Raw genomic sequence first — 24,570 nt, forward strand, 5'->3', positions numbered from 1 at the left:
TAGCGCTTTCCTTACGTGGTGCCGGCTTTGCCTCGCAGGCAGTGTAGTGGTGTACCGAATGGCATAATGCGGCAACGTGTTCAATGAAGGGATATTATGCGGATGCGTGTGTGGTTTTTATTAGCCAGTTTAATCCTCGCCGGTTGCAGCAGCCATGCGCCGCCACCCAGCGGCCGCCTGGCGGATTCTATCGTGGTGGTGGCTCAGCTCAATGAACAACTGCGCCAGTGGTACGGCACGCCATACCGTTACGGTGGCCTGGATCGCGGCGGCGTGGATTGCTCCGGCTTTGTTTACCGCACGTTCCGCGATCGCTTCGATATGCAGCTGCCCCGTTCGACCGAAGAGCAAACCTCGCTGGGCACCAAGGTCTCGCGCGACGAACTGATGCCGGGCGATCTGGTGTTTTTCAAAACCGGCGGCGGTGAGAACGGTCTGCACGTCGGCATTTACGATACCAACGACCAATTTATCCACGCTTCGACCAGTCGCGGGGTGATCCGCTCCTCGCTCGATAACGTTTACTGGAAACGGGTGTACTGGCAGGCGCGGCGCATTTAGCCTTAACCCGTTGATTTGGTGTATCATGGCGGCATCACGTGTTTTGAACGGTGCCTGCCATGAACAGTTTGCGTTTACTGATCTCCGACTCCTACGATCCCTGGTTCAACCTGGCGGTGGAAGAGTGCATCTTCCGCGAAATGACCACGCAAAAAATCCTCTTCCTGTGGCGCAATGCCGAAACGGTGGTGATCGGCCAGTCGCAGAACCCCTGGAAAGAGTGCAACACCCGGCGTATGGAACAGGATGGCATTCGGCTGGCGCGGCGTAGCAGCGGCGGCGGGGCGGTATTCCACGATTTGGGCAACACCTGTTTCACCTTTATGGCCGGCAAGCCGGGGTACGATAAAAGCGTCTCCACGAACATCATTCTGCAAGCGCTGCGGCAGTTGGGCGTAACGGCCGGCGCATCGGGGCGCAATGACCTGGTGATGGAAACTGCCGATGGGCCGCGCAAAATATCCGGCTCCGCCTATCGCGAAACGCAGGATCGCGGTTTCCACCACGGCACGCTGTTGCTGAATGCCGATCTTGAGCGGCTGGCGGACTACCTCAATCCGGATCCCAAAAAACTGCAGGCCAAGGGCATCACCTCGGTGCGTTCGCGCGTCGCCAACCTGGCGGAGTTTTTGCCGGGCATCAGCCATGAGCAGGTGTGTGAGGCGATCGTGCAGGCCTTCTTCGCCCACTATGGCGAGACGGCCGAGCCGGAGATCATTTCGCCGGATGTATTCCCTGATCTGCCCGATTTTGCCGCGCAGTTCGCCAAACAGAGCAGTTGGGAATGGAATTTCGGCAAGGCGCCAGCGTTCAGCCATCTGCTAAATGAACGCTTCGTCTGGGGCGGCGTGGACCTGTTCTTCGATGTCGAGAAGGGGAGAATTGTTCGTGCGCAGGTATTCACCGACAGCCTGAATCCGGCTCCGCTACAGCGGTTGGCGGACATGCTGGTGGGCTGCGCGTACCGCAGTGAGCCCGTCGCCGCCTGCTGCGACCGCCTGGTGGCGGCCTATCCGCAACAGGCGGCTGAATTGACCGAGCTGCGGCAATGGCTGAGCGATACCATCCGCTAGCCGGGCGGTCTGGCTGCGAGGGGATGAGCGTGCTCATCCCTTTTTTTATCGCTGAAAGCGACGTTTCGCTGGGCGTAGCGCAGATTTTCTGAAAATCAAGGTGGGCATTTTTTCAGGTTTTCAATGCTGCGAATAACGGGCGGAATTGATGCGTTATTAAATTTAATCAGTCATCGTTAACGGCCGGAAAAATTGGCGTTAAGTCAGAAAGATTATTTTACTTTATTTAGGATTTTTCTTAATTAAAACAAAGGAGATAAGTCAAATTTGACCTCAAATCCATTCCACTTAAGCCAAATATCTTTTCGCATCACGCGCCGAACGAGAAAACTGGCATAAGTGCGGCTGCTTTTCTTTGCGCCGTTCGCGATTGTCGTATAGCTTTAATCTATCAATTAAATGATATTTTACGAGCATTTGCATTGATATTTCCGATTAATCCCAGAAGGATTGATCGATAAAATATATTGATATACGATGATACGCTAGCCATTCATCCTGTGGCATTAAAATGAACATCCAACTCGAAGCTGACTTTATTAGTAGCTATGTTTTTCAACCTGTTTACTCAATGGAGGGCGGGCTGTTGGCGGTGGAAATGTTGAGCCGTTTCAACAGTCTCGACGGTGATTTAGCCATGCCGGCCGAAATTGGGATTAATTTATTGGCGCCTGAACAAAGGATTGAGTTATTTAATGAGCAATTGAGACTGGCGGAGCAGCATGCGGCCTGGTTTACCGGTAACAGCGTGCAGTTGACCATCAATATCGAAGAAACCATCGTCGAGCTTATTCTTTCCGATCCGGCCTTGTGCCAGAGGATCCGGCAATATCCTTTTATTGCATTTGAAATGAGTGAGAGTTTTCCGAATCTTTCTGCCGGAAAGAACAATACGAGCGTGCGGCGATTAAGCGAATTGTTTACGCTGTGGCTCGATGATTTCGGTTCCGGTAAAGCCACGCTGACCGCGTTGTACGATGGTTTGTTTGACTACGTAAAGATAGACAAGCGTTTTTACTGGCAGCTGTTTACCCATCAGGGGTATGACGTGGTCATCGACTCGTTGTTAAAGAATATCAACCTGTTGTGTAAAGGCGTGATCGTCGGAGGAATAGAGAAAAAAGAGTACTTTAATAAACTCAGATACGCCGGTGTTTTAGGCCTGCAAGGTTTTTTATGGCCCAGCGTTGGTGTGGATAATCTGCAAGCTTTGCTGGCGATGCCCAGCGAGTTCAATAATTAAGAAGTGATACAAAAAAACTACACACAATGAGGTAAATAAGCGACGGGGTGATGTTTAGCGTGATTCAGTCGCCGTTATTCACCCACGTTTTTGCTGATAACCGCGTTTGTCAGCCGACGTTCAGCGCGTTTCCTCACGCGAAACCTCCCGCATCCGTTCTGGCGACAGGCGGATGCGTTCTCCCTGCATTCCTTCGGTGTTAATCCTCCCGTTCAGGCTCTACACTACGCTGAAACGGAGGGCCTATGCCGCAATTCGATAACGCTTACTATCAACAATTACCCGGTTTTTACACCGCCCTGAACCCGACGCCGCTCAAGGATGCGCGCCTGCTGTACCACAGTGAGCCGCTGGCGCGCGAGCTGGGGCTGGATGAAAGTTGGTTTACTCAGGATAAAACCCCGATTTGGGCGGGGGAAACGCTGCTGCCGGGCATGCAGCCGTTGGCGCAGGTGTACAGTGGCCACCAGTTCGGCGTCTGGGCCGGGCAACTGGGCGATGGGCGCGGCATTTTGCTGGGCGAACAAGTCCTCGCGGACGGCAGTCACCGCGACTGGCACCTGAAGGGCGCCGGGCTGACGCCGTATTCACGCATGGGGGATGGCCGCGCGGTGCTGCGTTCGGTTGTCCGCGAGTTTCTGGCCTCTGAGGCGTTGCACCATCTGGGGATCCCCACCACGCGTGCGTTAACTATTGTCACCAGTCAACAACCGGTATACCGCGAGCAGCCGGAACGCGGCGCGATGCTGCTGCGGGTGGCGGAAAGCCATGTGCGTTTCGGTCACTTCGAACACTTTTATTACCGCAAACAGCCGGAGCAGGTGCGGCAGCTGGCGGATTTCGTCATCGCCCGTCACTGGCCGCAGTTGCAGGATCAGGCCGATCGTTACCTGTTGTGGTTTACCGACGTGGTCGAACGCACGGCGCGCCTGATCGCCCATTGGCAAACCGTCGGATTCGCCCACGGCGTGATGAACACCGACAACATGTCGATTCTCGGCATCACCATCGATTACGGCCCTTACGGCTTCCTCGATGACTATCAGCCCGGCTATATCTGTAACCATTCCGACCATCAAGGGCGTTACGCCTTTGATAATCAGCCGGCGGTGGCGTTATGGAACCTGCATCGCCTGGCGCAAACTTTGTCGGGGCTGATGACTGCCGAACAGCTGCAGCAGGCGTTGGCGGCATATGAACCGGCGTTGATGCGCGCCTATGGCGAACAGATGCGCGCCAAACTGGGCTTCTTCACGCCGACGGCGCAGGATAACGACGTGCTGACCGGCCTGTTGAGCCTGATGGCCCAGGAAGGGCGGGACTATACCCGCACGTTCCGCCTGTTGAGCGAAACAGAACAGCAACAGGCGCAGTCGCCGCTGCGCGATGAGTTTATCGACCGCGCGGCCTTCGACGCCTGGTATCAGCAATATCGTCAGCGTTTGCAGCAGGAGCAGGTCAGCGACGCGGAGCGACAACGGGCGATGAAGGCGGTGAACCCGCGGCTGATCCTGCGCAACTACCTGGCCCAGCAAGCGATTGAGGATGCGGAGAAAGACGACGTCGGCCGTTTGCAGCGGTTGCATCAGGCCTTGCTGCGGCCGTTCGACGATGCGCCGGAGTATGACGATCTCGCCGCGCTGCCGCCGGACTGGGGCAAACATCTGGAGATTTCCTGCTCCAGCTGAGATGAAAAAAGGGCGCCTCATGGCGCCCTTGAACGTTTTATTGGCGCAGATAGACCTGCGGCAACGACACTTCGGGATGATGAATCACGCCGAGATCGGCCTGGTACCAGCGGGTGAGGATTTCCGTCTGCAACACTTCCTGCGGTGTGCCGCTCGCCACCAGGCGCCCCTGATGCAACAGCAGGATACGGTCGGCGTACAGCGCCGCCAGATTGAGATCGTGCAGCACACAGCAGACGCCCAGCGGCTGTTGGCGCGTCAACGAGCGCAGCAGGCGCAGGGTATGCTGCTGGTGGTAAAGATCCAGCGCCGAAGTCGGCTCGTCGAGGAACAGCCAGGCGGGGGACGGCTGCGGCTGCCACAGCTGCGCCAATACCCGCGCCAGTTGCACCCGCTGCTGTTCGCCGCCGGACAGCTGACGATAGTCGCGCTGCGCCAGCGCCAGGCAATCGGTCTGCGCCATCACCTGTTGGATCGCCTGGTGCTCGTCGCGTTTGCCGTGCGGCGCGCGTCCCATGCTGACCACTTCTTCCACGCTGAAGGGAAACGCCAGATCGCTGTATTGACGCATCACGGCTCGGACTTTGGCCAACTGCTGCGGCGCCCAGTGTTCCAGCGGGCGGCCAAGCAGCCGGCATTCGCCGCAGTCCGGCGTCAAATAGCCGGTCAGCAAACGCAGCAGCGTCGATTTGCCGGCGCCGTTAGGGCCGATAATCGCCACCATTTCACCGCCGGCGAGGCTGAGCGAAACATCGTTGATCAAGCGGCGCGTACCGAGGCTGTAGCGCAGCTCCCGGGCCGTGAGGTTGGCGGCGTTATCCACCGGTTCGCTCCCGCTGGCGCATCACCAGCCACAAGAAGTAAGGGCCGCCGATCAGGCTGGTCATCAATCCCACCGGCATTTCGGCCGGCGCCACCAGCGTGCGCGCCAGCGTGTCGCTGACCAGTAACAGGCAGGCGCCGCCCAGGGCGGAGCAGGGCAACAGCCAGCGGTGATCCCCGCCGAGGCGCATGCGCACCAGATGCGGCACTACCAGACCGACGAAGCCGATCACGCCGCTCATCGCCACCGCCGCGCCGATCAACAGGGCGCTCAACAGCAGCAGCTGCAGCTTGGCGCGCTGAACGTTCACCCCGAGGTAGTGTGCCTCTTCGTCCCCCAGCTGTAACAGGTTCAGACGACGCGCCTGCAGCAGCGTCAGCAGCACCGTGGGCAGGATCAGCGAGGCGGAAACGGCCAGCGTCGGCCATTGCGACTGGCTGAGGCTGCCCATCATCCACAGCGAGAATTGGCGCAGCTGTTGATCGCTGCTGATGTAGGAGAGCACGCCGATGGCCGCCATGCACAGGGCGTTGATCGCGATGCCCGCCAGCAGCAGCCGCGACAGATTGCCGTGCCCGCTGCGGCTGATGCCGTAGATCAGCAGTGATACCAGCAGGCTGCCGAGGAACGCCGCCAGCATGTGGCCATACAACGCGATCGTCACCGGCAACGCCAGCGGCATCACGATGAACAGCGCGACAAACAGCGCGCCGCCGCTGCTGATGCCCAGCAGGCTCGGATCCGCCAGCGGATTGCGGAACAGCCCCTGCATTACCGCGCCGGATACCGCCAGCGCACAGCCGATCACCACCGCCAACAGCACGCGCGGCAGACGAATGTTGAGCCAGATGTGCCAGGCGGCGTCGCTAAAGGGTTCGCGCCACAGGGTGCCAAACGACAGCGTGAGCGCGCCCAGGTTAGCGGCGACCAGCGCCAGCAGCGTCAGCAGCACCAGCAGGCCGATGATGGCTAACTGAGGTGAGGTGCGACAGCGCATTACTTTTGCTCCGCCGAGTGGCGCAGTTTGGCCAGCGCCGCCGGCGTTTCCAGACCGAAGCCCAGCAGCGTCATGTCATCGACGATCAGCACGCGACGCTGCTTGCCTGCCGGCGTCAACGCCAGACCCGGCAACGTCCACAGTTGCTGTTCGCCGCCGAGGGTGCGTACGCCGTCGGTGGTGACCAGCAATAGATCCGGCGCGCTGGCGATGACGCCTTCCTGCGACAGCGGACGGTAGCGGTCAAAACCCTGCATGGCGTTTTTCAGTCCGGCGGCGGCGATCACCGCGTCGGCGGCGGTGTGTTGCCCGGCCGCCATCGGCGTAATGCCGCCGTGGCTCATCACAAACAGCACCTTGACCGGCAGCGGAGTGGTATCGACCGCCGCCAACTGCTGTTGATAGCGCTCGCTCAACTGCTTGCCTTGCTCATCACGCTGCAGCGCGGCGGCGATCGCGGCGATTTTTTTCGGCACCGCCTGCAGGGTGGTGTCACCCGGCACGCTGACGACCTTGACGCCGCTGTCCGCCAGTTGTTTGAGCACCAGCGCCGGCTGCGCCAGCTCGGTTGTCAGCACCAGCGTCGGTTTCAGCGCCAGAATGCCTTCGGCGTTCAGCTGGCGCATGTAGCCGACGTCCGGCAGCTTTTTCACCGCTTCCGGATGCAGGCTGGTGCTATCGCGGGCGATCACGTCGTCGCCGGCGCCGAGCGCAAAGGCGATTTCCGTCACGTCGCCTCCGATCGAGACGATGCGCTGCGCGGCGGCGGCGGTGAGCGGCAGCGTCAGCGTCACCATCAACGCCAGGCGACGGATCAAGGAGGATTTCATGCGGCGATGTCCTTGGCGGCGAGCGCGGCGACCTGCTCGCGCCACTGGGTTTGTTCCGGTTGGCCTTCGGTGCGCTGGCCATACAGCTGCGCGATCTGCGTGCCATCTGCGGCGAACAGCTCCAGGCTGGTGACGATGCCGTCTTTGGTCGGTTTGCGGGTGATCCAGCTTTCGGCGATGGCGTTTTCAATCAGGTGCAGCGTGAAGCGGCGGTTGAACACGTTGATCCAGCCTTCCTGCGGCATCAAGCGTTCGATCTGGCCGGTGAAAATCTGCACGCAGCCACGGTTGCCGACGAAGATCATGATCTCATTTTGCTGTTGCTGCGCCGCCTCCAGCAGTTGCGACAGCGCGCTGTTGTCCACCTGATAGGCCAGATCGTCGCCGACGGCGCGGAAGGCCTGCTGGCGCGTCAGCTTATTGCGGCTCAGCAGCTGGAAGAACTGGTGCACGTCGGTCATCGCGCGCCATTCAGCGTCGATTTTGGCCTGATCCTGCGTGGCTTCATCGGAGGTGGCCGCCTCGGCGGGCTGCAGCGCCAGCGCCGGGTTTTCTTCGCTCAGGTGGCGTTCCACCAGCGCCATCCAGGCCGGCAGATCGGTTTCCTCGGTGGTGTAGATCTTGTGCAGCGCATCGCCCTGCGGGTCAAAGAACTGAATGCTGTGGCGCACGCCGCGCTTGTTGGTTTCGCTCATGGCGAAGACGCTGGTCCAGTGGTTGAGGAACAGGCGCAGATCCAGCTCGCGCGGGTTGAGGATCAGCCCGGCGTGGCCGTTGAGGTGCTGGTTGCGGTAGCGGCCCATCTGCTCATGCACCGCATAGCTGTTGCGGGTGATGGACTTGGTGACGCCCACTTGCTCGAGTTCGGTCAGCAACGTGCGGGCGTCGGCCTGCAGGCGGCGAGCGTCGTGGCCAACGCGGGCGTGCGTCAGTTCCGCTTCGCTGACGCCAAGGATCGCCGCCAGATCGCGGGCGTATTTGCCGGGATGGTCGATTTTAGCCTGTTGGTAACGTTCGTACAGGGTGTTGCTCATGCGGGATTCTCCTGCGCTGTGATGCGAATGGCGGACACACCGGATGTCCGCCAGATAGTCAAATGATCACCACTGGTAGCTGACCAGCAGTTTGGCGTTGCGGCCATCCTGCGGGACGCCCTGCGGCGAGTAGTACTCTTTGTCGAAGGCGTTGCCCAGCACCACGGTGGTGGTGACGCCCTGCAGACGGTCGCGGCCTTTGTAGCTCAGATAGAAGTCGTTAACCCCGTAGCCGCCTTGCTCCGGCGTCCCCGTCTGCACGCGGGTGGCGCGTTCGGCGAAGGTGGCGACCCAACCGGCGGACAGACCGGTTTCGCCCAGCGGCACATCCAGCGAGCTGGTGACGGTGTCCGGATTGATGCTGCTCAACCAGTCACCGGTCGCTTCATTTTTGCCGCGGGTGCGGTTATAAGCCAAATCCCAGCCGAACCAAGAGGTTTTATAGCTGAGCGTAGCGTCCCATCCCCAGATTTTTGCGCGATCGATATTGGTCGAGAAGGTGGTGCAACTGATGCAGTAAGGGCCGCGCGGGCCGCGTCCCAGCTCCATGGTGACGTCGGTTGTGATGTAATCCTTGGCTTTGGTATCGAAATAGCTCGCTTTGAACTGCAAGCTATCATCGGCGAGCAGCAGATCGTCGAAACGCAGGCCAAATCCGTACTCTTGAGTTTCATTGGTTTCCGGTTTCAAATTAGGGTTCGGCACCCAATAGTTGGTGATGGTGGTAGGCCCCATTGGGATGGAGAAGTGTTTGGAGTCGTTGTACATCTCACCCATCGTCGGTGCGCGGAACGCCTGAGAATAGGAGCCGAACAGCATCAGCCAGTCGGTGGGGGTAATGCTGACTGCGCCGCGTGAGGACCATTTGTTCGCATCCACATCGGCATAGCCGTCACTTGAGCCCTTGTAATTGTCATAGCGGGTGCCGGCGAGCAGGGTGACGGGCAGATCGCGCAGCGTGATTTCGTCCTGCAGCCAGCCTGAAGCGAAGTTGATTTTTGCGTGCGGGAAACTTTCGGTCGCTCCGCCCGGCGTTTGCTCCTGTTTGTAAGCCTCGGTGCCGTAGGTCAGCAGGTGCGAAGCGAAAGTATCTGCAAACAGGCGTGTGCGGTTTTCGAGTTTGGCGCCTTTAGTGGTTTGTTTGCGCGCTTCATCTTCGCTGCCGCTGGCGTGCGCGTTAATTTTCACGTCCGAGTAATACACTTTCGCTTCAGCATCCAGCCAATCCTGGCCGACCGGCTTCAGTTTGTAACTCAGAGCCGCGTCGCGTTGGATCGTCGAACGATCGGTCATTAAGTTTCCAGCGGAGCTGGCTGGCGTTTGTGGGTTTTTCGGCTCTTGGGCGCTGTTGTTGTAGTAACGAAGGTTGCCGCCCAGCGACTGGTTGTCGTCGATCTTCCAGGTGCCTTTGGCCAGCACGTTGTTGATGGTTTCGTCGTTGGGGGCATCGAAGCCATTGCCCTGGCGCAGATTGCCGACGTCGCGGGTGCCGAACGACAGCAGGCCGTCGAGGTTATCGGTCTTGCCGTAGGCGCTGGCGCCCATGCCCAAGCTGTGATCGCCGCTGCCGGCGGTGCCGTAGACGCGGAACCCGCTGTCGTGGCCTGGCAACAGCAGGTCGGCGGCGTCGACAGTTTCATAAGACACTACGCCACCCAGCGCGCCGCTGCCGTACAGCAGGGCAGAAGGGCCGCGCACGATTTCGATGCGTTTCACCAACGCAGGATCTAAAAATGTGCCGTTAATATGGCCGGTATCGGTGCCCTGGCGGATGCCGTCGACCAGCGTCAGCACGCCGCGTCGGTCGTAACCGCGCATCATGAGATCCTGCCCATTGCTGCGGCCGGAGCCCGTGACGGTAATACCCGGCACGCGGCGCAGCATATCGGCAGCGGTCCCCGCAGTTTGGCTTTCCGGCGAACTGCCTTCGATGACCGTCACCATCATCGGCGCTTCAAAGCTGCTGCGCTGATTGCCGGTGGCGACCACGGTCATGGTTTCGTCAGCGGCTTTGGCTTTTTTGGCCGGCGTCGCGGGGGAAGAAGAGGGGGTCGTGCTGGTGTTTTGTGCCAAGGCCACCGTAGGCAGAGCGCAGGCAATCGCCAGACTCAACGCGGAAAAACGCAGCCGGGTGGAAAATGTCAGAGGCATGGTGCAACTCTCCGTATGTAATGAAACATATCAATAGATTTGCTGGCTGCCTGGATCACAAGATCGGGGTGGCTGGCGTTTGAGGATGCTGTGGTTATTTGGTCAGGATCAATTTCCCTGCCTTGGTCTGCCGCAGTTGATAGCGCTGGCCCTGATGGGTAATGAACGCGATGCCGTCGGCGCCGAGCAGCTGTGCGCTGTCGTAGCTGGGCGGCGCGTTTGCGCTGTGCTCGGTCGGGGCCGCGGCGGCGGGAGTTGGCGTGTTGGCAGTATCCATCATCTTTGTGCTTATAAAACAGACCATTAAATGGTAATTAATATCAAATTGAGAATCATTATCATGTGATGGAAAGGTTACATCAAGGAAAATTTTCTTACCGATGGAACCTTTTTGCCGAACGGACATCCGGCGACGGGCCGAACGCGCTCGGCCCGTAAAAAAGAGGGATTATTTCAGCAGGGTTTCGATACGGTCGAACAGACGCTCAGGTTTGGTGATCGGCGCAAAGCGCGTGACACGTTGACCATCGGCGGTGAGCAGGAATTTGGTGAAATTCCATTTGATGCGGCGGCTGCCCAGAATGCCGGGCGCCAGGCGTTTCAGTTCGTTGAACAGCGGATGGGCGCCGGGGCCGTTGACCTCTATTTTGTTGAACAGCGGGAAACTGACGCCGTAGTTGAGGCTGCAAAAATTGGCGATCTCAAGCGGACTGCCCGGCTCCTGAGAACCAAACTGGTTGCAAGGGAAGCCGAGCACCATCAACCCGCGTTCGCGATAGTATTGCCACAAATTTTCCAGCCCGCGGTATTGCGGGGTGAAGCCGCACTTGCTGGCGGTGTTGACCACCAAGTAAGCGCGCGCCGGGAAATCGCCCAGCGTTTTTTGCTCGCCCTGCAGCGTGACGCAGGGGATGGATAACAGAGAGTGAATCATGCCGGGGCTCCCAGTGCGTTGCGGCGGGTATTAAAGGATTGCGATCAGTATAGATGAGCGAAACAGGGGAGATAAAGCCGGGGCGTGGCCCCGGCCTGCGATAGGCTAGAAGCGGCTATCGATGGCATCCGCCAGCATTGCCAGCAGCTGTTCGCTGTCGGACCAGCTCAGGCAAGGATCGGTGATCGACTGGCCATAGGTCAGCGGCTGGCCGGCGACGATTTTCTGCGTGCCTTCCACCAGGAAGCTTTCCGCCATCACGCCGGTAATGGCGGCAGAGCCGGCGCGGATCTGCTGGCAGACATTGTCGGCCACTTCCAACTGACGGCGATGCATCTTCTGGCAGTTGCCATGGCTGAAGTCGATCACCAGGTGCTCCGGCAGATCGAATTCACGCAGGCTGTCACAGGCGGCGGCGATATCGCTGGCGTGGTAGTTCGGCGTTTTGCCGCCGCGCATGATGATGTGGCCGTACGGGTTGCCGCTGGTCTGGTAGATGGTCATCTGACCATGTTTGTCCGGCGACAGGAACATGTGCCCGGCGCGCGCCGCGCGAATGGCGTCGATGGCGATGCGGGTGTTGCCGTCGGTGCCGTTTTTGAAGCCTACCGGGCAGGAGAGCGCCGAGGCCATTTCACGGTGGATCTGGCTTTCGGTGGTGCGCGCGCCGATGGCGCCCCAGCTGATCAGATCGGCGATGTATTGGCCGACGACCATGTCCAGGAATTCGGTGGCGGTCGGCAGGCCGAGCTGGTTCACCTCCAGCAGCAGGCGGCGCGCCATTTCGATGCCGCGGTTGACCTGGAAGGTGCCGTCCAGTGCCGGATCGGAGATCAGGCCTTTCCAGCCGACAACGGTGCGCGGTTTTTCGAAGTAGGTGCGCATCACGATCTCCAGGCGATCCTGGTAGCGTTCGCGCAGGGCGTTCAGCCGGCCGGCGTAATCGACGGCGGCGTCGAGATCGTGGATGGAGCAGGGGCCGATCACCACCAGCAGGCGGCGGTCTTCACCGGTAAGGATTTTTTCAATGCGTTTACGTGACGCTGTCACGTTATCGGCGACGGCCGCCGAGATCGGCAGCTTATCCGCCAACGCTTGCGGCGTGACGAGGCTGTCGATGCGCGCGGTCCGCAGTTCATCTGTTTTGTGCATGTTGTTCCCTGGAAACTGTTCTTCTCTGCGGCAGGAGCGCCGGGAAGTGATGGCGATCACAATAACGCAAAAAGCGCTGAATTCAACCGTAGAGATTGCGTTCTGTTGATCAAAGCCGCGAAAAAAAGCACAAAAAAATCAGCTGCTGCTGAAATAAACGGCAGGCGGCGGGGCGCGATGGCCCCGCAGGGAAAGATCAGAACATGCGGCGGCTCATGCCGAGGATATCGAGGATTTTGGTGGAGATCTCTTCGACCGAATAGTTGGTGGTGTTGAGGTAGCGGATCTGGTTTTTGCGGAACAGCGCCTCGACCTCGGCGATTTCCATGCGGCACTGGCGCAAGGAGGCGTAACGGCTGTTTTCGCGCCGTTCTTCACGGATCGCCGCGAGGCGCTCCGGATCGATGGTCAGGCCGAATAATTTATGCTGAAACGGTTTCAGCGAGGCCGGCAGATGCAAATTGTCCATATCGTCGGCGATAAACGGGTAGTTGGCGGCGCGGATGCCGAACTGCATCGCCAGATAGAGGCTGGTGGGGGTTTTGCCGCAGCGCGAGACGCCGAGCAGGATCACCTGCGCCTGATCGAGGTTGCGCAGCGAAATGCCGTCATCGTGCGCCAGGGTATAGTCGATGGCGGCGATGCGGGCGTCGTACTTGCCGAGATTGCTGGCGGTCAGGCCGTGGGTGCGGTTCGGCACAGGCGTCGGTTCCACATCCAGCTCGCCCTGCAGCGGGCCGACCAGCGCCTGCACGATATCCTGGCAGAAGCCCTGGCTCTGGACGATCACATCGCGCACTTCCGGCGAGATAATGGAGTAAAACACCAACGGGCGCACGCCGGTTTCATGGTAAATATCATCGATTTGCTGGCGAACTGCGCGCGCGCGGGCCTCGGTTTCGACAAACGGCAGGGTAAAGGTGGTCGCCGTGACCGGGAACTGCGACAGCACCGCGTGTCCCAGCACTTCGGCGGTGATCGCCGTACCATCCGAAATATAAAAAACGCTTCTTTCCACCCGAGGCTCCTTACCTGAAAACGGTGTTCCTGCTGTCATCACTGTCAATATCATGGGCCGCAGACGATCCGTCGGTAAAGGGGCGAGAGAAAAAATTGTGACGGCGGGGCGATAAACCGCCATGCGGCGGCGCAGGCGGAAAGCGCGATTAGCGGCCATAAAAAGTGCGGCCCAGCGGCGCTTTTCCACCTGAAGCGCGAGTTTGCCGTTATTTTCACCAAAAACGGTAGCGTTTGCGCGGTCATTAAAACAGAAGTTTAAAAAGAACGTAATTTGTTGAGAACTAAGCTTTTCGTGCGTTTGGGAACGGTTCCTAGGCAAATCAGCCGGTTAGGACATTCTCTTAAAAACCACTTTCTTCAGTGGGTTGATCGATTCACCTTTCCATTTTCCCCGGATCAGTGTGCTAGTCTGATTCGGCTCCGCGTTTAGCGGCGCCGTAAAGCAAGCGAATTAAATCCGTCTTTACCCTACTGATAGCAATAAGGATTGTCTCGATGTCCAACAATGGCCCAGACTTGCGTAATGTGCTTTGGTACAACCAGCTTGGCATGCACGACGTTGACCGTGTCGGCGGCAAAAACGCTTCCCTCGGTGAAATGATCACCAATCTTTCCGATTTGGGCGTGGCCGTGCCGAACGGTTTTGCCACCACCGCGCAGGCGTTTAACGATTTCCTCGAACAAAGCGGTGTTAACCAGCGCATCTATCAGTTACTGGATCAGACTGACGTTGACGACGTTGCACAACTGGCCAAGGCCGGTGCCCAGATCCGCCAATGGGTGATCGACACGCCGTTCCACGCCGAGTTCGAGCGTGAAATTCATCAGGCTTACCAACAGCTCGCCGACGGCGAACCGGAAGCTTCCTTTGCGGTGCGCTCATCCGCCACGGCGGAAGACATGCCGGACGCTTCCTTCGCCGGCCAGCAGGAAACCTTCCTCAACGTGCAGGGCATCGACGCCGTGATGGTGGCGATCAAGCACGTGTTCGCGTCGCTGTTCAATGACCGCGCCATCTCTTATCGCGTGCACCAGGGCTACGACCACCGCGGCGTCGCGCTGTCGGCGGGCGTACAGCGCATGGTGCGCTCCGATCTGGCCTCCTCGGGCGTGATGTTCACCATCGACACCGAGTCCGGCTTTGATCAGGTGGTGTTCATCACCTCCGCCTTCGGTCTGGGTGAGATGGTGGTGCAGGGCGCGGTGAACCCGGATGAGTTCTATGTGCACAAGCCGACGCTGCAAAAAGGCAAGCCGGCGATCGTGCGCCGCAACCTGGGTTCGAAAAAAATCCGCATGGTGTACGCGCCGTCGCAGGATCACGGCAAGCAGGTGCGCATCGAAGACGTGCCGGAAGCGCAGCGCAGCCGGTTCTCGCTGACCGATGACGAAGTGCAGGCGCTGGCGCATCAAGCGATCCTGATCGAAAAACATTACGGCCGCCCGATGGATATCGAGTGGGCGAAAGACGGCCATACCGGCAAACTGCTGATCGTGCAGGCGCGCCCGGAGACCGTTCGCTCCAACGAACAGACCATGGAACGCTATCAGCTGAACGGCTCCAGCCCGGTGCTGGTGGAAGGCCGCGCCATCGGTCATCGCATCGGCGCCGGTCCGGTGAAAGTGATTCACGATATCAGCGAAATGGATCGCATCCAGCCGGGCGACGTGCTGGTGACCGACATGACCGACCCGGACTGGGAGCCGATCATGAAGAAGGCCGCTGCGATCGTCACCAACCGCGGCGGGCGCACCTGCCACGCGGCGATCATCGCCCGTGAGCTGGGCATTCCGGCGGTAGTGGGCTGTGGCCACGCCACCGACGTGCTGAAAGACGGCCAGAAAGTCACCGTATCCTGTGCGGAAGGCGACACCGGCTTCGTTTACAGCGACATGCTGGACTTCAGCGTGCAGAGCTCCGAAGTGACCGAACTGCCGGATCTGCCGCTGAAGATCATGATGAACGTCGGCAACCCGGATCGCGCTTTCGACTTCGCGCGTTTGCCGAACGAAGGCGTGGGCCTGGCGCGGCTGGAATTCATCATCAACCGCATGATCGGCGTGCACCCGCGCGCGCTGCTGGAGTTCGATCAGCAAACGCCGGCGTTGCAAAACGAAATTCGCGCGTTGATGCAGGGCTATGACCACCCGGTCGAGTTCTACGTCGGTCGTTTGACCGAAGGGATCGCGACGCTGGGCGCCGCCTTCTGGCCGAAGCGCGTGATCGTGCGTCTGTCCGACTTCAAATCCAACGAGTACGCCAACCTGGTGGGCGGCGACAAGTATGAACCGCACGAAGAGAACCCGATGCTGGGCTTCCGCGGGGCCGGCCGCTACGTGGCCGACAGCTTCCGCGATTGCTTCGCGCTGGAGTGCGAAGCGGTGAAACGCGTGCGTAACGAAATGGGGCTGACCAACGTCGAAATCATGGTGCCGTTCGTGCGCACCGTGGCGCAGGCGGAAGCGGTGGTGGCCGAGCTGGCGCGTCAGGGGCTGAAACGCGGCGAAAACGGGCTGAAAGTGATCATGATGTGCGAGATCCCGTCCAATGCGCTGCTCGCGGATCAGTTCCTTGAGCACTTCGACGGCTTCTCCATCGGCTCCAACGACATGACCCAGCTGGCGCTGGGGTTGGATCGCGACTCCGGCGTGGTGTCAGAACTGTTCGACGAACGCAACGACGCGGTGAAAGCGCTGCTGTCGATGGCGATCCAGGCGGCCAAACGCCACGGCAAATACGTCGGTATCTGCGGCCAGGGGCCGTCCGACCATGAGGACTTCGCCGAGTGGTTGATGGAGCAGGGCATCGATAGCCTGTCGCTCAATCCGGATACCGTAGTGCAGACCTGGATCAACTTGTCGAAAAAGAAATAAGGCTTCGGCGCTGCTAAGGCATTAATATCCGGCCGCAGTTTACGCTGCGGCCTTTTTATTTCTGAATGTAAATAACGGCGCGTTAAATAATCAATTTGGCGAAAAAAGAATAAAAAAAAGCCCATCGTAGGAGATGGGCAAAGACTACACACAGCAATTCACATGTATGGCATTACATTGTTCAGAAAGGTTGCTTTAAAATCAGTGATTTGAAGCAATAGATGGCCATAATACTAGATATTTGAACGCGACTAGTCATTAAGAATCATCCTAATCGATAGCGGTATCACCATTTATTTGCGGGCGTTATCTCTTTTTGCATTTTGCAGCAAACACGGATTTACATTGCACCTTTCCATTTGCCGCGCCTTAATCAATAAACAACGGCATTATATTTGGCGAAGATATTACCCGAATGAGGTAGGCGTAGTGAGAGGGGAAACTCTTCCGCCCGGCGATGCGGGCGGAAGGGAGGGCGATTAACGTTTTTCCAGTTCTTCGATCACTTGCTCCGGCGCGGTGGTCGGCTCCGGCGCTTCATCCATCCAGGCGGTCAGCAGGCGATAAGACACCGCCAACACCACCGGGCCGATGAACAGGCCGATCATGCCGAAGGCCAGCAAACCGCCGATAACGCCGGACAGGATCAGCAGCAGCGGCAGATCGGCGCCCATGCGGATCAGCACCGGGCGCAGCACGTTATCCAGCGTGGCCACCACGCAGCTCCAGACCAGCAGCACAGTGCCCCAGGTGGTGTCGCCGTGCCAGTACAGCCAAATGATGGCCGGCACCAGCACCAACAGCGGCCCCAATTGCGCCACACAGCAGATGAAGATCAGCATCGTCAACAGGGTGGCGGCCGGAATGCCGCTTACCGCCAGACCGATGCCGCCCAGCACCGACTGCACCAGCGCCGTCACGACCACGCCCAGCGCGACCGCGCGGATCGCCTGGCCGCCCAGCAGCACCGCCGCATCGCCGCGCGCGGAACCGAGGCGTACCGCAAAGTGACGGATACCCAGCGCGACCTGTTCGCCGCGCGCGTACAACAAGGCGCTGAACAGCAGCATCAGCGCGCAGTGCAGCAGCAGGCGGCCGATATGCGCCGCCTGCGCCACGAACCAGGTGGCGGTCTGGCCGAAGTATGGCTGTACCTTCGCCAGCAGCGCGGCGCCGCCGGCGTTAACCAGCGTATGGTAGCTGGTATAGAGCTTGTCGCCGATCATCGGGACGGATTGCAGCCAGGCGAGATCGGGAATATGCAGCTTGCCTGGCGAGCTGGCCCAGGCGATCAACGGCGCGCTGTTATCCACCACGCTGCTGATCAGCAGGGAGATGGGCAGAATGAACAGCAGGATCAACAGCAGGGTCATGACCAGCACCGCCAGCGAGCGGCGGCCCCACAGCAGCTTTTGCAGTTTGAGCAGCAGCGGCCAGGTGGCGATGACCACCATGCCCGCCCAGGCGAAGCCGAGAATAAACGGTTGGATCACCCAGAAACAGGCGACGATCATGATGGCGATAAACAGCACGCCGAAAATAATTCGCGGTAAGTCGTAGCGCGATTGCGGGAGTGGCATCAGTGGGTTCTCATCCTGGTCAATTAAATCCCTGGCACCGGCGAATCGGGGTGCCTGTCTGTCGGTTTATCACCGCCGGGCGGCCGCCTGTGGCGGCGCTCGCAGGGCGGTAATAATGTGAATGCCTTCACTAAACGAGTATGTTAGTTTTTAGTGTCACTAAAAAATAGGGTGGGTCTGAATTAAAGGCCCGATTCAGCGTACATCAGCGCATAAAAAATAGACGGACAGGGTCAAAAAAGCGAATGATCCCACAGATTTCTCAGGCGCCCGGCCTCGTTCAACGGGTGCTCGACTTTTTGGAAGCACTGAAGCAAAACGGATTCAACGGCGATACCGCCACCAGCTACGCCGACCGGCTGACGATGGCCACCGACAACAGCATTTACCAGCTGTTGCCCGATGCGGTGGTGTTTCCCCGTTCCACCGCCGACGTGGCGCTGATCGCCCGCCTGGCGGGGGAAGAGCGTTTCAATACGCTGACCTTCAGCCCGCGCGGCGGCGGCACCGGCACCAACGGTCAGTCGCTTAATACCGGCATCGTGGTCGATATGTCGCGTCATATGAACCGCATTCTGGAGATCAACGTCGAACAGGGCTGGGTGAAAGTCGAAGCCGGGGTCATCAAGGATCAGCTGAATCAATATTTGCGGCCGTTCGGCTACTTCTTCTCGCCGGAACTGTCCACCAGCAACCGCGCCACCTTGGGCGGCATGATCAACACCGACGCCTCCGGCCAGGGCTCGCTGGTATACGGCAAAACCTCCGATCACGTGTTGGGCCTGCGGGCGGTGCTGCTGGGCGGCGAGATGATCGACACCCGCGCCATGCCGACGGCGCTGGCGGAAACGATTGCCCTGGAAGAGACCGCCGAAGGGCGCATCTACCGCACGGTGCTGAATCGCTGCCGCGAGCAGCGCGCGCTGATCCTGGAAAAATTCCCCAAACTCAACCGCTTCCTCACCGGCTACGACCTGCGCCACGTGCTGAGCGACGATCTGCAAACCTTCGATCTGACGCGCATCCTCACCGGTGCGGAAGGCACGCTGGCCTTTATCACCGAAGCGCGGCTGGACATTACGCCGCTGCCGAAGGTGCGTCGTCTGGTTAACGTGAAATACGACTCCTTCGACTCGGCGCTGCGCAATGCGCCCTTTATGGTCGAGGCCAAGGCGCTGTCGGTGGAAACCATCGACTCCAAGGTGCTGAATCTGGCGCGTGAAGATATCGTTTGGCATTCGGTAAGCGAACTGATCGCCGACGTGCCGGATAAAGAGATGCTTGGGCTGAACATCGTCGAATTCGCCGGCGACGACCGCGCGCTGATCGACGGCCAGATGGAGACCCTGTGCCAACGGCTGGATGAACTGATCGCCCAGCGGCAGGCCGGCGTGATCGGGTACCAGATCTGCGGCGACCTGGCGGGCATCGAGCGCATTTACAACATGCGCAAGAAGGCGGTCGGGCTGCTGGGCAACGCCAAAGGGCGCGCCAAGCCGATCCCGTTCGCCGAGGATACTTGCGTGCCGCCGCAGCACCTGGCGGACTATATCGTCGAGTTCCGCCAACTGCTCGACGACCACAAGCTGAGCTATGGCATGTTCGGCCACGTCGATGCCGGGGTGCTGCACGTGCGTCCGGCGCTCGACATGTGCGACCCCCAGCAGGAAGTGCTGATGAAGCAGATCTCCGATCGGGTGGTGGCGCTCACCGCCAAATACGGCGGCCTGCTGTGGGGCGAGCATGGCAAGGGGTTCCGCGCCGAGTACAGCCCTGAATTCTTCGGGGAAACGCTGTACGAGGAGCTGCGCCGCATCAAGACGGCGTTCGATCCGGATAACCGTCTTAACCCGGGCAAGATCTGTGCGCCGCTGGCGGTGGATGCGCCAATGATGCAGGTGGATGCGGTCAAACGCGGCACCTTCGATCGCCAGATCCCGGTCGAGGTGCGCACCTCGTTCCGCGGCGCGCTGGAGTGTAACGGCAACGGCCTGTGCTTCAACTTCGACGTGCGCAGCCCGATGTGCCCGTCGATGAAGATCAGCGGCAACCGCATTCATTCGCCGAAAGGGCGGGCGACGCTGGTGCGCGAGTGGCTGCGTCTGTTGGCCGAGCAGGGCATCGATCCGTTGGCGCTGGAGAAACAGCTGCCGCAGCAGCGCCTCAGCTTGCGCGGTCTAATCGAGAAAACCCGCAACAGCTGGCATGCCGGCAAGGGCGAGTACGACTTTTCGCACGAAGTGAAAGAGGCGATGTCCGGCTGTCTGGCCTGCAAGGCCTGTTCCACCCAGTGCCCGATCAAAATTGACGTGCCGGGGTTCCGTTCGCGCTTCCTGCAGCTTTACCATACCCGCTACCTGCGCCCGGTGAGCGACTACATGGTCGCCGGCGTAGAGAGCTATACCCCGTTGATGGCCCGCGCGCCGAAGGTGTTCAACTTCTTCTTCCGCCAGCCGTGGCTGCGGGAGATGAGCCGCAACGCCGTCGGCATGGTCGATCTGCCGCTGTTGTCCAGCCCGACGCTGCGTCAGCAGCTGTCAGGCCACCGGGCGACCACGCTGACGCTGGAGCAGCTGGAAGGGCTGAGCGCCGAGCAACGCGAAGAACACGTGCTGATTGTTCAGGATCCGTTCACCAGCTATTACGACGCCAAAGTGGTGGCGGATTTCGTCCGGCTGGTGGAAAAGCTCGGTTATAAACCGGTGCTGCTGCCGTTCTCGCCGAACGGCAAGGCGCAGCATGTGAAGGGCTTTCTGACGCGGTTCGCCCGCACCGCGCGCAAAACCGCCGATTTCCTCAACCGCGTGGCGCAGCTCGGCATGCCGCTGGTGGGCGTCGATCCGGCGCTGGTGCTGTGCTATCGCGACGAATACCGCGAGATCCTCGGCACCGAGCGTGGCGATTTCCAGGTGCAGCTGGTGCATGAATGGTTACAACAGCGGATCGCGGATCGCGCCGAACAGCCGGCGACCGGCGAACCCTGGTATCTGTTCGGTCACTGCACTGAAACCACCGCGCTGCCGGCCAGCGGCCAACAGTGGGCGGCGATCTTCGCCCGCTTCGGCGCCAAACTGGAGAACGTCAGCGTCGGCTGCTGCGGCATGGCCGGCACTTACGGCCATGAAGCCAAGAACCTGCAAAACTCGCTCGGCATTTATGAGCTATCATGGCATCCGACGCTGCAGCGTTTGCCGCGTCAGCGCTGCCTGGCGACCGGCTATTCCTGCCGCAGCCAGGTGAAACGCATTGAGGGCAATGGCGTGCGCCACCCATTACAGGCACTTCTGGAGATGATTGAGTGAAATTGTGGAAACGTGAAACATCGCTGGAGCAGCTGAACCGCGCCGGCGACGGCTGCATGGTCAGCCATGTGGGCATCGAGTTTACTCAGCTGGGCGAGGATTTCCTGGAGGCCACCATGCCGGTGGACGGCCGCACCCGGCAGCCGTTCGGGCTGTTGCACGGCGGGGCGTCGGTGGTGCTGGCGGAATCGATGGGATCGATGGCCGGCTACCTGTGCAGCGAAGGCGAACAGAAGGTGGTGGGGCTGGAGATCAACGCCAACCACCTGCGGGCGGTGTTCGATGGCCAGGTGCGCGGGGTGTGCCGCGCGCTGCACGTTGGCCGCCGTCATCAGGTGTGGCAGATAGAGATCTTCGACGCGCGCGATCGGCTGTGCTGCACCTCGCGTCTGACCACGGCGGTCATCGACTGATCCCCGCCGGTTTCCGCAGGCGATCGGCCTGCGGAGCGCTTCGTTTTACAGCTGAAACGGCACGCGTTTGACGAAGTCCTTCTGAAACGCGTTCGCCTTCTCCCAGGTGCCTTCCATCGCATATTTTTGGCAGATCAGCGTCAGCGTGTGGCGGGCGAAGTGGTAGCTTTGCACCCGAAACAGCTGGCAGCGCTGCGGATTGTTGATCTCGACGATCAGCCGGTTGTGCAGCTTGCTGAGCGCGTGCAGATAGCTGTCATCATCGCCGTTCTCCAGGCACAGATTGGCCATGGTGAGGCTGACGCTGTTGTACCGCTTCAGATGGTCAATATTGCATTCCGGGCGGCGCAGCGCCGCTTCGGCCATATAAAAGTCCACCGTGGCGTCGCGCACGCTGAATTTGTAGTCATCAATCTTGCCCAGCAACCATGCGTTGATCGAAAGAGTCATTGGCTTCGCGCTCAAATTCAAATTGAATGATAATCATTATCATATAAACTGCCGCGTTGCCGATCAATCCCCGTGGCGGCGTTTTTTCATTCCATGGGGGTAAAAGGCCATCGACGGCCCAACTTAACCCAGAGCGACTAAACTTTAACTTAAAGGCCGCGCCTTGCGCCGCGGCGCAAAATGCCGATAAACGCACATTTACGACAGACAGAATGCAGAAATAGGTATTTTCTATGAATGTTTAGATCGGCAACGCACGGCGGCGCTGTAACGCTGACGGGCCACCGGGGAGTGCGGTACGGTGATGCAGGATAAAGAACAAATTCATAGGGATAGCATGCACGCCTTGCCGCCACACGCCGCAAGCCGCCACGGATGTCCCGCTGGCTTGCCGCACGCCGCAGCGAAAAACCGCGCTCGCGGCGGATACCCCCGCAAAACAAACGGTTGAAGTGATAATCGTTATCACTAACATATAAGTAACCCAGATTGGCTGTGGCCAAACACGAGTGTGAGGTAGACCCTATGCAAACGGAAAATGTCGGCACTTTTTCTTTGGACGAGAATGTCTGGCAAGGCATTTCGCTCAGCGACAGCGCCGTACGACAAATAACGAAACTGATGCAGCAGGATCCGCAGGTGAAAGGGCTGCAGCTAGGGGTAAAACAATCCGGCTGCGCCGGCTTTGCCTATGTGCTGGATCTGACCCGCGAACCCGCCGATGACGATCTGCTGTTTGAGCGCGACGGCGCCAAACTCTATGTGCCGCTGAAGGCGATGCCGTTTATTGACGGCACCACGGTAGATTATGTCCGCGAAGGGCTGAATCAGATATTCAAATTCAATAACCCTAAAGCTCAGCATGCCTGCGGGTGCGGCGAGAGTTTTGGCGTTTGAGCGATGCAATCAACATGACACGAAGCAATGTAGAAATGCCTAATGAAGTGCAGGCTTGGGTCAGCGAAGGTCGCTACAAAGAAGGTTTCTTCACCCAGCTGGCAACCGATGAGTTGGCCAAGGGCATCAACGAAGAGGTGGTGCGCGCTATCTCGGCCAAGCGCAACGAACCCGAGTGGATGCTGGAATTCCGCCTCGAGGCCTACCGCGCCTGGCTGCAGATGGAAGAGCCGCACTGGCTGAAGGCCAATTACGAACGCCTTAACTACCAGGACTACAGTTACTATTCGGCGCCGTCCTGCGGCAGCTGCGACGACGCCTGCGGTTCGCAGCCCGGCGCCGAGCAGCAACCGGGCGCGGCGACGGAAAAAGATTACCTGACCAGCGAAGTGGAGCTGGCGTTTAACCAGCTCGGCGTGCCGGTGCGCGAGGGCAGCGAGGTGGCGGTGGACGCTATCTTCGACTCGGTCTCGGTCGCCACCACTTACCGTGAAAAACTGGCGGAGAGCGGGGTGATCTTCTGCTCGTTCGGCGAAGCGATCCAGGAATACCCGGATCTGGTGCGTCAGTATCTGGGGCGCGTGGTGCCGTCCAACGATAACTTCTTCGCCGCGCTGAACGCCGCGGTGGCCTCCGACGGCACCTTCGTCTACGTGCCGAAGGGCGTGCGCTGTCCGATGGAGCTGTCGACCTATTTCCGCATTAATGCCGCCAAAACCGGCCAGTTCGAGCGCACCATTCTGATCGCCGACGAAGGCAGCTACGTCAGCTACATCGAAGGCTGTTCCGCCCCGGTGCGCGACAGCTATCAGCTGCATGCGGCGGTGGTGGAAGTGATCCTGCATAAAGACGCCGAAGTGAAATACTCGACGGTGCAGAACTGGTTCTCCGGCGGTGAGAGCAAGGGCGGCATCCTCAACTTCGTCACCAAGCGCGCGCTGTGCGAAGGCGCCGGCTCGAAAATGTCCTGGACCCAGTCGGAAACCGGCTCGGCCATCACCTGGAAATACCCGAGCGTGATCCTGCAGGGCGACAATTCGATCGGCGAATTCTTCTCGGTGGCGCTGACCAGCGGCCATCAGCAGGCGGACACCGGCACCAAGATGATCCACATCGGCAAAAACACCAGGTCGACCATCATCGCCAAAGGCATTTCCGCCGGCCACAGCGAGAACACCTATCGCGGCCTGGTGAAAATCCTGCCGGGGGCGGAAAACGCCCGTAACTTTACCCAGTGCGACTCGATGCTGATCGGGCCGGACAGCGGCGCCCACACGTTCCCTTACGTTGAAGCGCGCAACAACAGCGCGCAGCTGGAGCACGAAGCCACCACCTCGAAGATTGGCGACGACCAGCTGTTCTACTGCCTGCAGCGCGGCATCAGCGAGGATGACGCCATTTCGATGATCGTCAACGGTTTCTGCAAGGACGTTTTCTCCGAGCTGCCGCTGGAGTTCGCCGTCGAGGCGCAGAAACTTTTGGCCATCAGCCTGGAACACAGCGTGGGCTAATCGCCGCATTTTTAGCGCCGTCGGCGCTATCTGAGGA

The 24,570-nt window shown here is 59.6% G+C and carries 20 protein-coding genes and 1 other RNA gene; 9 read left to right on the plus strand and 12 right to left on the minus strand.

The window, feature by feature from the left end:
* The first annotated feature begins 96 nt into the window (after positions 1–96).
* From SERRSCBI_RS10355 to SERRSCBI_RS10370, 4 genes are all read left to right on the plus strand, one after another.
* Positions 97–561 (plus strand): NlpC/P60 family protein, encoded by a 465-nt coding sequence (locus tag SERRSCBI_RS10355; protein WP_016927954.1) that lies wholly within the window; start codon positions 97–99, stop codon positions 559–561.
* 59 nt (positions 562–620) lie between these two features.
* A complete protein-coding gene (locus SERRSCBI_RS10360; protein WP_042784353.1) occupies positions 621–1,634 on the plus strand; it encodes a lipoate--protein ligase A in 1,014 nt (337 codons plus the stop codon).
* A gap of 511 nt (positions 1,635–2,145) precedes the next feature.
* Positions 2,146–2,877: an EAL domain-containing protein gene (locus SERRSCBI_RS10365; RefSeq protein WP_033642891.1), complete on the plus strand. Its 732-nt coding sequence runs from the start codon at positions 2,146–2,148 to the stop codon at positions 2,875–2,877.
* Positions 2,878–3,122: 245 nt separating this feature from the next.
* Complete coding sequence (locus tag SERRSCBI_RS10370) at positions 3,123–4,565, plus strand: protein adenylyltransferase SelO (protein WP_042784354.1); 1,443 nt, start codon at positions 3,123–3,125, stop codon at positions 4,563–4,565.
* A gap of 37 nt (positions 4,566–4,602) precedes the next feature.
* Here the strand turns inward: SERRSCBI_RS10370 and SERRSCBI_RS10375 are convergent, their stop codons facing one another.
* The 9 genes from SERRSCBI_RS10375 to SERRSCBI_RS10415 form a co-directional block, all read right to left on the minus strand.
* Positions 4,603–5,388 (minus strand): heme ABC transporter ATP-binding protein, encoded by a 786-nt coding sequence (locus SERRSCBI_RS10375; protein ID WP_033642893.1) that lies wholly within the window; start codon positions 5,386–5,388, stop codon positions 4,603–4,605.
* Positions 5,381–6,385 carry an iron ABC transporter permease gene (locus SERRSCBI_RS10380; protein WP_042784355.1) on the minus strand — a complete coding sequence of 335 codons (1,005 nt, stop codon included), beginning with the start codon at positions 6,383–6,385 and terminating at the stop codon, positions 5,381–5,383. The genes SERRSCBI_RS10375 and SERRSCBI_RS10380 overlap by 8 nt, the downstream gene beginning before the upstream one ends.
* Positions 6,385–7,215: a hemin ABC transporter substrate-binding protein gene (locus SERRSCBI_RS10385; RefSeq protein ID WP_042784356.1), complete on the minus strand. Its 831-nt coding sequence runs from the start codon at positions 7,213–7,215 to the stop codon at positions 6,385–6,387. The genes SERRSCBI_RS10380 and SERRSCBI_RS10385 overlap by 1 nt, the downstream gene beginning before the upstream one ends.
* Positions 7,212–8,249 (minus strand): hemin-degrading factor, encoded by a 1,038-nt coding sequence (locus SERRSCBI_RS10390; protein WP_042784357.1) that lies wholly within the window; start codon positions 8,247–8,249, stop codon positions 7,212–7,214. Before SERRSCBI_RS10390 ends, SERRSCBI_RS10385 begins: the two co-directional genes overlap by 4 nt.
* Positions 8,250–8,315: 66 nt before the next feature.
* On the minus strand, positions 8,316–10,400 hold the full coding sequence (locus SERRSCBI_RS10395; RefSeq protein WP_033642897.1) for a TonB-dependent hemoglobin/transferrin/lactoferrin family receptor: 2,085 nt from the start codon (positions 10,398–10,400) through the stop codon (positions 8,316–8,318).
* A 94-nt stretch (positions 10,401–10,494) separates the two neighbouring features.
* Positions 10,495–10,677, minus strand: coding sequence for a hemin uptake protein HemP (hemP, locus tag SERRSCBI_RS10400; RefSeq protein WP_016927944.1), 183 nt, complete (start codon positions 10,675–10,677; stop codon positions 10,495–10,497).
* Positions 10,678–10,848: 171 nt separating this feature from the next.
* Positions 10,849–11,334 carry a glutathione peroxidase gene (locus SERRSCBI_RS10405; RefSeq protein ID WP_033642898.1) on the minus strand — a complete coding sequence of 162 codons (486 nt, stop codon included), beginning with the start codon at positions 11,332–11,334 and terminating at the stop codon, positions 10,849–10,851.
* Positions 11,335–11,439: 105 nt separating this feature from the next.
* On the minus strand, positions 11,440–12,486 hold the full coding sequence (locus tag SERRSCBI_RS10410; RefSeq protein ID WP_033642899.1) for a 3-deoxy-7-phosphoheptulonate synthase: 1,047 nt from the start codon (positions 12,484–12,486) through the stop codon (positions 11,440–11,442).
* Between the two features lie 196 nt (positions 12,487–12,682).
* Positions 12,683–13,543 (minus strand): pyruvate, water dikinase regulatory protein, encoded by an 861-nt coding sequence (locus tag SERRSCBI_RS10415; protein WP_162493841.1) that lies wholly within the window; start codon positions 13,541–13,543, stop codon positions 12,683–12,685.
* A gap of 458 nt (positions 13,544–14,001) precedes the next feature.
* Between SERRSCBI_RS10415 and ppsA the strand changes: the two genes are divergently transcribed.
* Positions 14,002–16,380: a phosphoenolpyruvate synthase gene (ppsA, locus tag SERRSCBI_RS10420; RefSeq protein ID WP_033642901.1), complete on the plus strand. Its 2,379-nt coding sequence runs from the start codon at positions 14,002–14,004 to the stop codon at positions 16,378–16,380.
* Between the two features lie 109 nt (positions 16,381–16,489).
* Here ppsA and rprA read toward each other — a convergent pair.
* Both rprA and ydiK read right to left on the minus strand, forming a co-directional pair.
* Positions 16,490–16,601: antisense sRNA RprA (gene rprA, locus SERRSCBI_RS24090), an RNA gene on the minus strand.
* A 258-nt stretch (positions 16,602–16,859) separates the two neighbouring features.
* Positions 16,860–17,960: an AI-2E family transporter YdiK gene (ydiK, locus tag SERRSCBI_RS10425; protein ID WP_042784360.1), complete on the minus strand. Its 1,101-nt coding sequence runs from the start codon at positions 17,958–17,960 to the stop codon at positions 16,860–16,862.
* 245 nt (positions 17,961–18,205) lie between these two features.
* Between ydiK and SERRSCBI_RS10430 the strand changes: the two genes are divergently transcribed.
* The gene (locus SERRSCBI_RS10430) at positions 18,206–21,262 is read left to right on the plus strand and encodes an FAD-binding and (Fe-S)-binding domain-containing protein (protein WP_042784361.1); all 3,057 of its coding nucleotides are present in this window, start codon (positions 18,206–18,208) and stop codon (positions 21,260–21,262) included.
* Positions 21,259–21,675: a 1,4-dihydroxy-2-naphthoyl-CoA hydrolase gene (gene menI / locus SERRSCBI_RS10435; protein WP_016927938.1), complete on the plus strand. Its 417-nt coding sequence runs from the start codon at positions 21,259–21,261 to the stop codon at positions 21,673–21,675. Before SERRSCBI_RS10430 ends, menI begins: the two co-directional genes overlap by 4 nt.
* A 45-nt stretch (positions 21,676–21,720) precedes the next feature.
* Here menI and SERRSCBI_RS10440 read toward each other — a convergent pair whose 3' ends face one another.
* The gene (locus tag SERRSCBI_RS10440) at positions 21,721–22,125 is read right to left on the minus strand and encodes a hypothetical protein (protein WP_004931369.1); all 405 of its coding nucleotides are present in this window, start codon (positions 22,123–22,125) and stop codon (positions 21,721–21,723) included.
* A gap of 525 nt (positions 22,126–22,650) precedes the next feature.
* On the opposite strand from SERRSCBI_RS10440, the gene sufA reads away from it, so the two are divergent.
* Positions 22,651–23,022, plus strand: a complete 372-nt coding sequence (gene sufA / locus SERRSCBI_RS10445) for a Fe-S cluster assembly scaffold SufA (protein ID WP_004931368.1) — start codon at positions 22,651–22,653, stop codon at positions 23,020–23,022.
* A 14-nt stretch (positions 23,023–23,036) separates the two neighbouring features.
* A complete protein-coding gene (gene sufB / locus SERRSCBI_RS10450; protein WP_004931367.1) occupies positions 23,037–24,533 on the plus strand; it encodes a Fe-S cluster assembly protein SufB in 1,497 nt (498 codons plus the stop codon).
* Positions 24,534–24,570 lie beyond the last annotated feature (37 nt).

This window comes from Serratia sp. SCBI, assembly GCF_000747565.1.
In the GTDB taxonomy this organism is placed as follows: Bacteria; Pseudomonadota; Gammaproteobacteria; order Enterobacterales; family Enterobacteriaceae; genus Serratia; species Serratia ureilytica.

Excerpts from the sequence above, each read along its gene's own strand:
- SERRSCBI_RS10355 (WP_016927954.1), top strand. The coding sequence starts at position 97 with ATGCGGATGCGTGTGTGGTTTTTATTAGCCAGTTTAATCCTCGCCGGT.
- SERRSCBI_RS10360 (WP_042784353.1), top strand. The coding sequence starts at position 621 with ATGAACAGTTTGCGTTTACTGATCTCCGACTCCTACGATCCCTGGTTC.
- SERRSCBI_RS10365 (WP_033642891.1), top strand. The coding sequence starts at position 2,146 with ATGAACATCCAACTCGAAGCTGACTTTATTAGTAGCTATGTTTTTCAA.
- SERRSCBI_RS10370 (WP_042784354.1), top strand. The coding sequence starts at position 3,123 with ATGCCGCAATTCGATAACGCTTACTATCAACAATTACCCGGTTTTTAC.
- SERRSCBI_RS10380 (WP_042784355.1), bottom strand. The coding sequence starts at position 6,385 with ATGCGCTGTCGCACCTCACCTCAGTTAGCCATCATCGGCCTGCTGGTG.
- SERRSCBI_RS10385 (WP_042784356.1), bottom strand. The coding sequence starts at position 7,215 with ATGAAATCCTCCTTGATCCGTCGCCTGGCGTTGATGGTGACGCTGACG.
- SERRSCBI_RS10390 (WP_042784357.1), bottom strand. The coding sequence starts at position 8,249 with ATGAGCAACACCCTGTACGAACGTTACCAACAGGCTAAAATCGACCAT.
- SERRSCBI_RS10395 (WP_033642897.1), bottom strand. The coding sequence starts at position 10,400 with ATGCCTCTGACATTTTCCACCCGGCTGCGTTTTTCCGCGTTGAGTCTG.
- hemP (WP_016927944.1), bottom strand. The coding sequence starts at position 10,677 with ATGGATACTGCCAACACGCCAACTCCCGCCGCCGCGGCCCCGACCGAG.
- SERRSCBI_RS10405 (WP_033642898.1), bottom strand. The coding sequence starts at position 11,334 with ATGATTCACTCTCTGTTATCCATCCCCTGCGTCACGCTGCAGGGCGAG.
- SERRSCBI_RS10410 (WP_033642899.1), bottom strand. The coding sequence starts at position 12,486 with ATGCACAAAACAGATGAACTGCGGACCGCGCGCATCGACAGCCTCGTC.
- SERRSCBI_RS10415 (WP_162493841.1), bottom strand. The coding sequence starts at position 13,543 with ATGACAGCAGGAACACCGTTTTCAGGTAAGGAGCCTCGGGTGGAAAGA.
- ppsA (WP_033642901.1), top strand. The coding sequence starts at position 14,002 with ATGTCCAACAATGGCCCAGACTTGCGTAATGTGCTTTGGTACAACCAG.
- ydiK (WP_042784360.1), bottom strand. The coding sequence starts at position 17,960 with ATGCCACTCCCGCAATCGCGCTACGACTTACCGCGAATTATTTTCGGC.
- SERRSCBI_RS10430 (WP_042784361.1), top strand. The coding sequence starts at position 18,206 with ATGATCCCACAGATTTCTCAGGCGCCCGGCCTCGTTCAACGGGTGCTC.
- SERRSCBI_RS10440 (WP_004931369.1), bottom strand. The coding sequence starts at position 22,125 with ATGACTCTTTCGATCAACGCATGGTTGCTGGGCAAGATTGATGACTAC.
- sufA (WP_004931368.1), top strand. The coding sequence starts at position 22,651 with ATGCAAACGGAAAATGTCGGCACTTTTTCTTTGGACGAGAATGTCTGG.
- sufB (WP_004931367.1), top strand. The coding sequence starts at position 23,037 with ATGACACGAAGCAATGTAGAAATGCCTAATGAAGTGCAGGCTTGGGTC.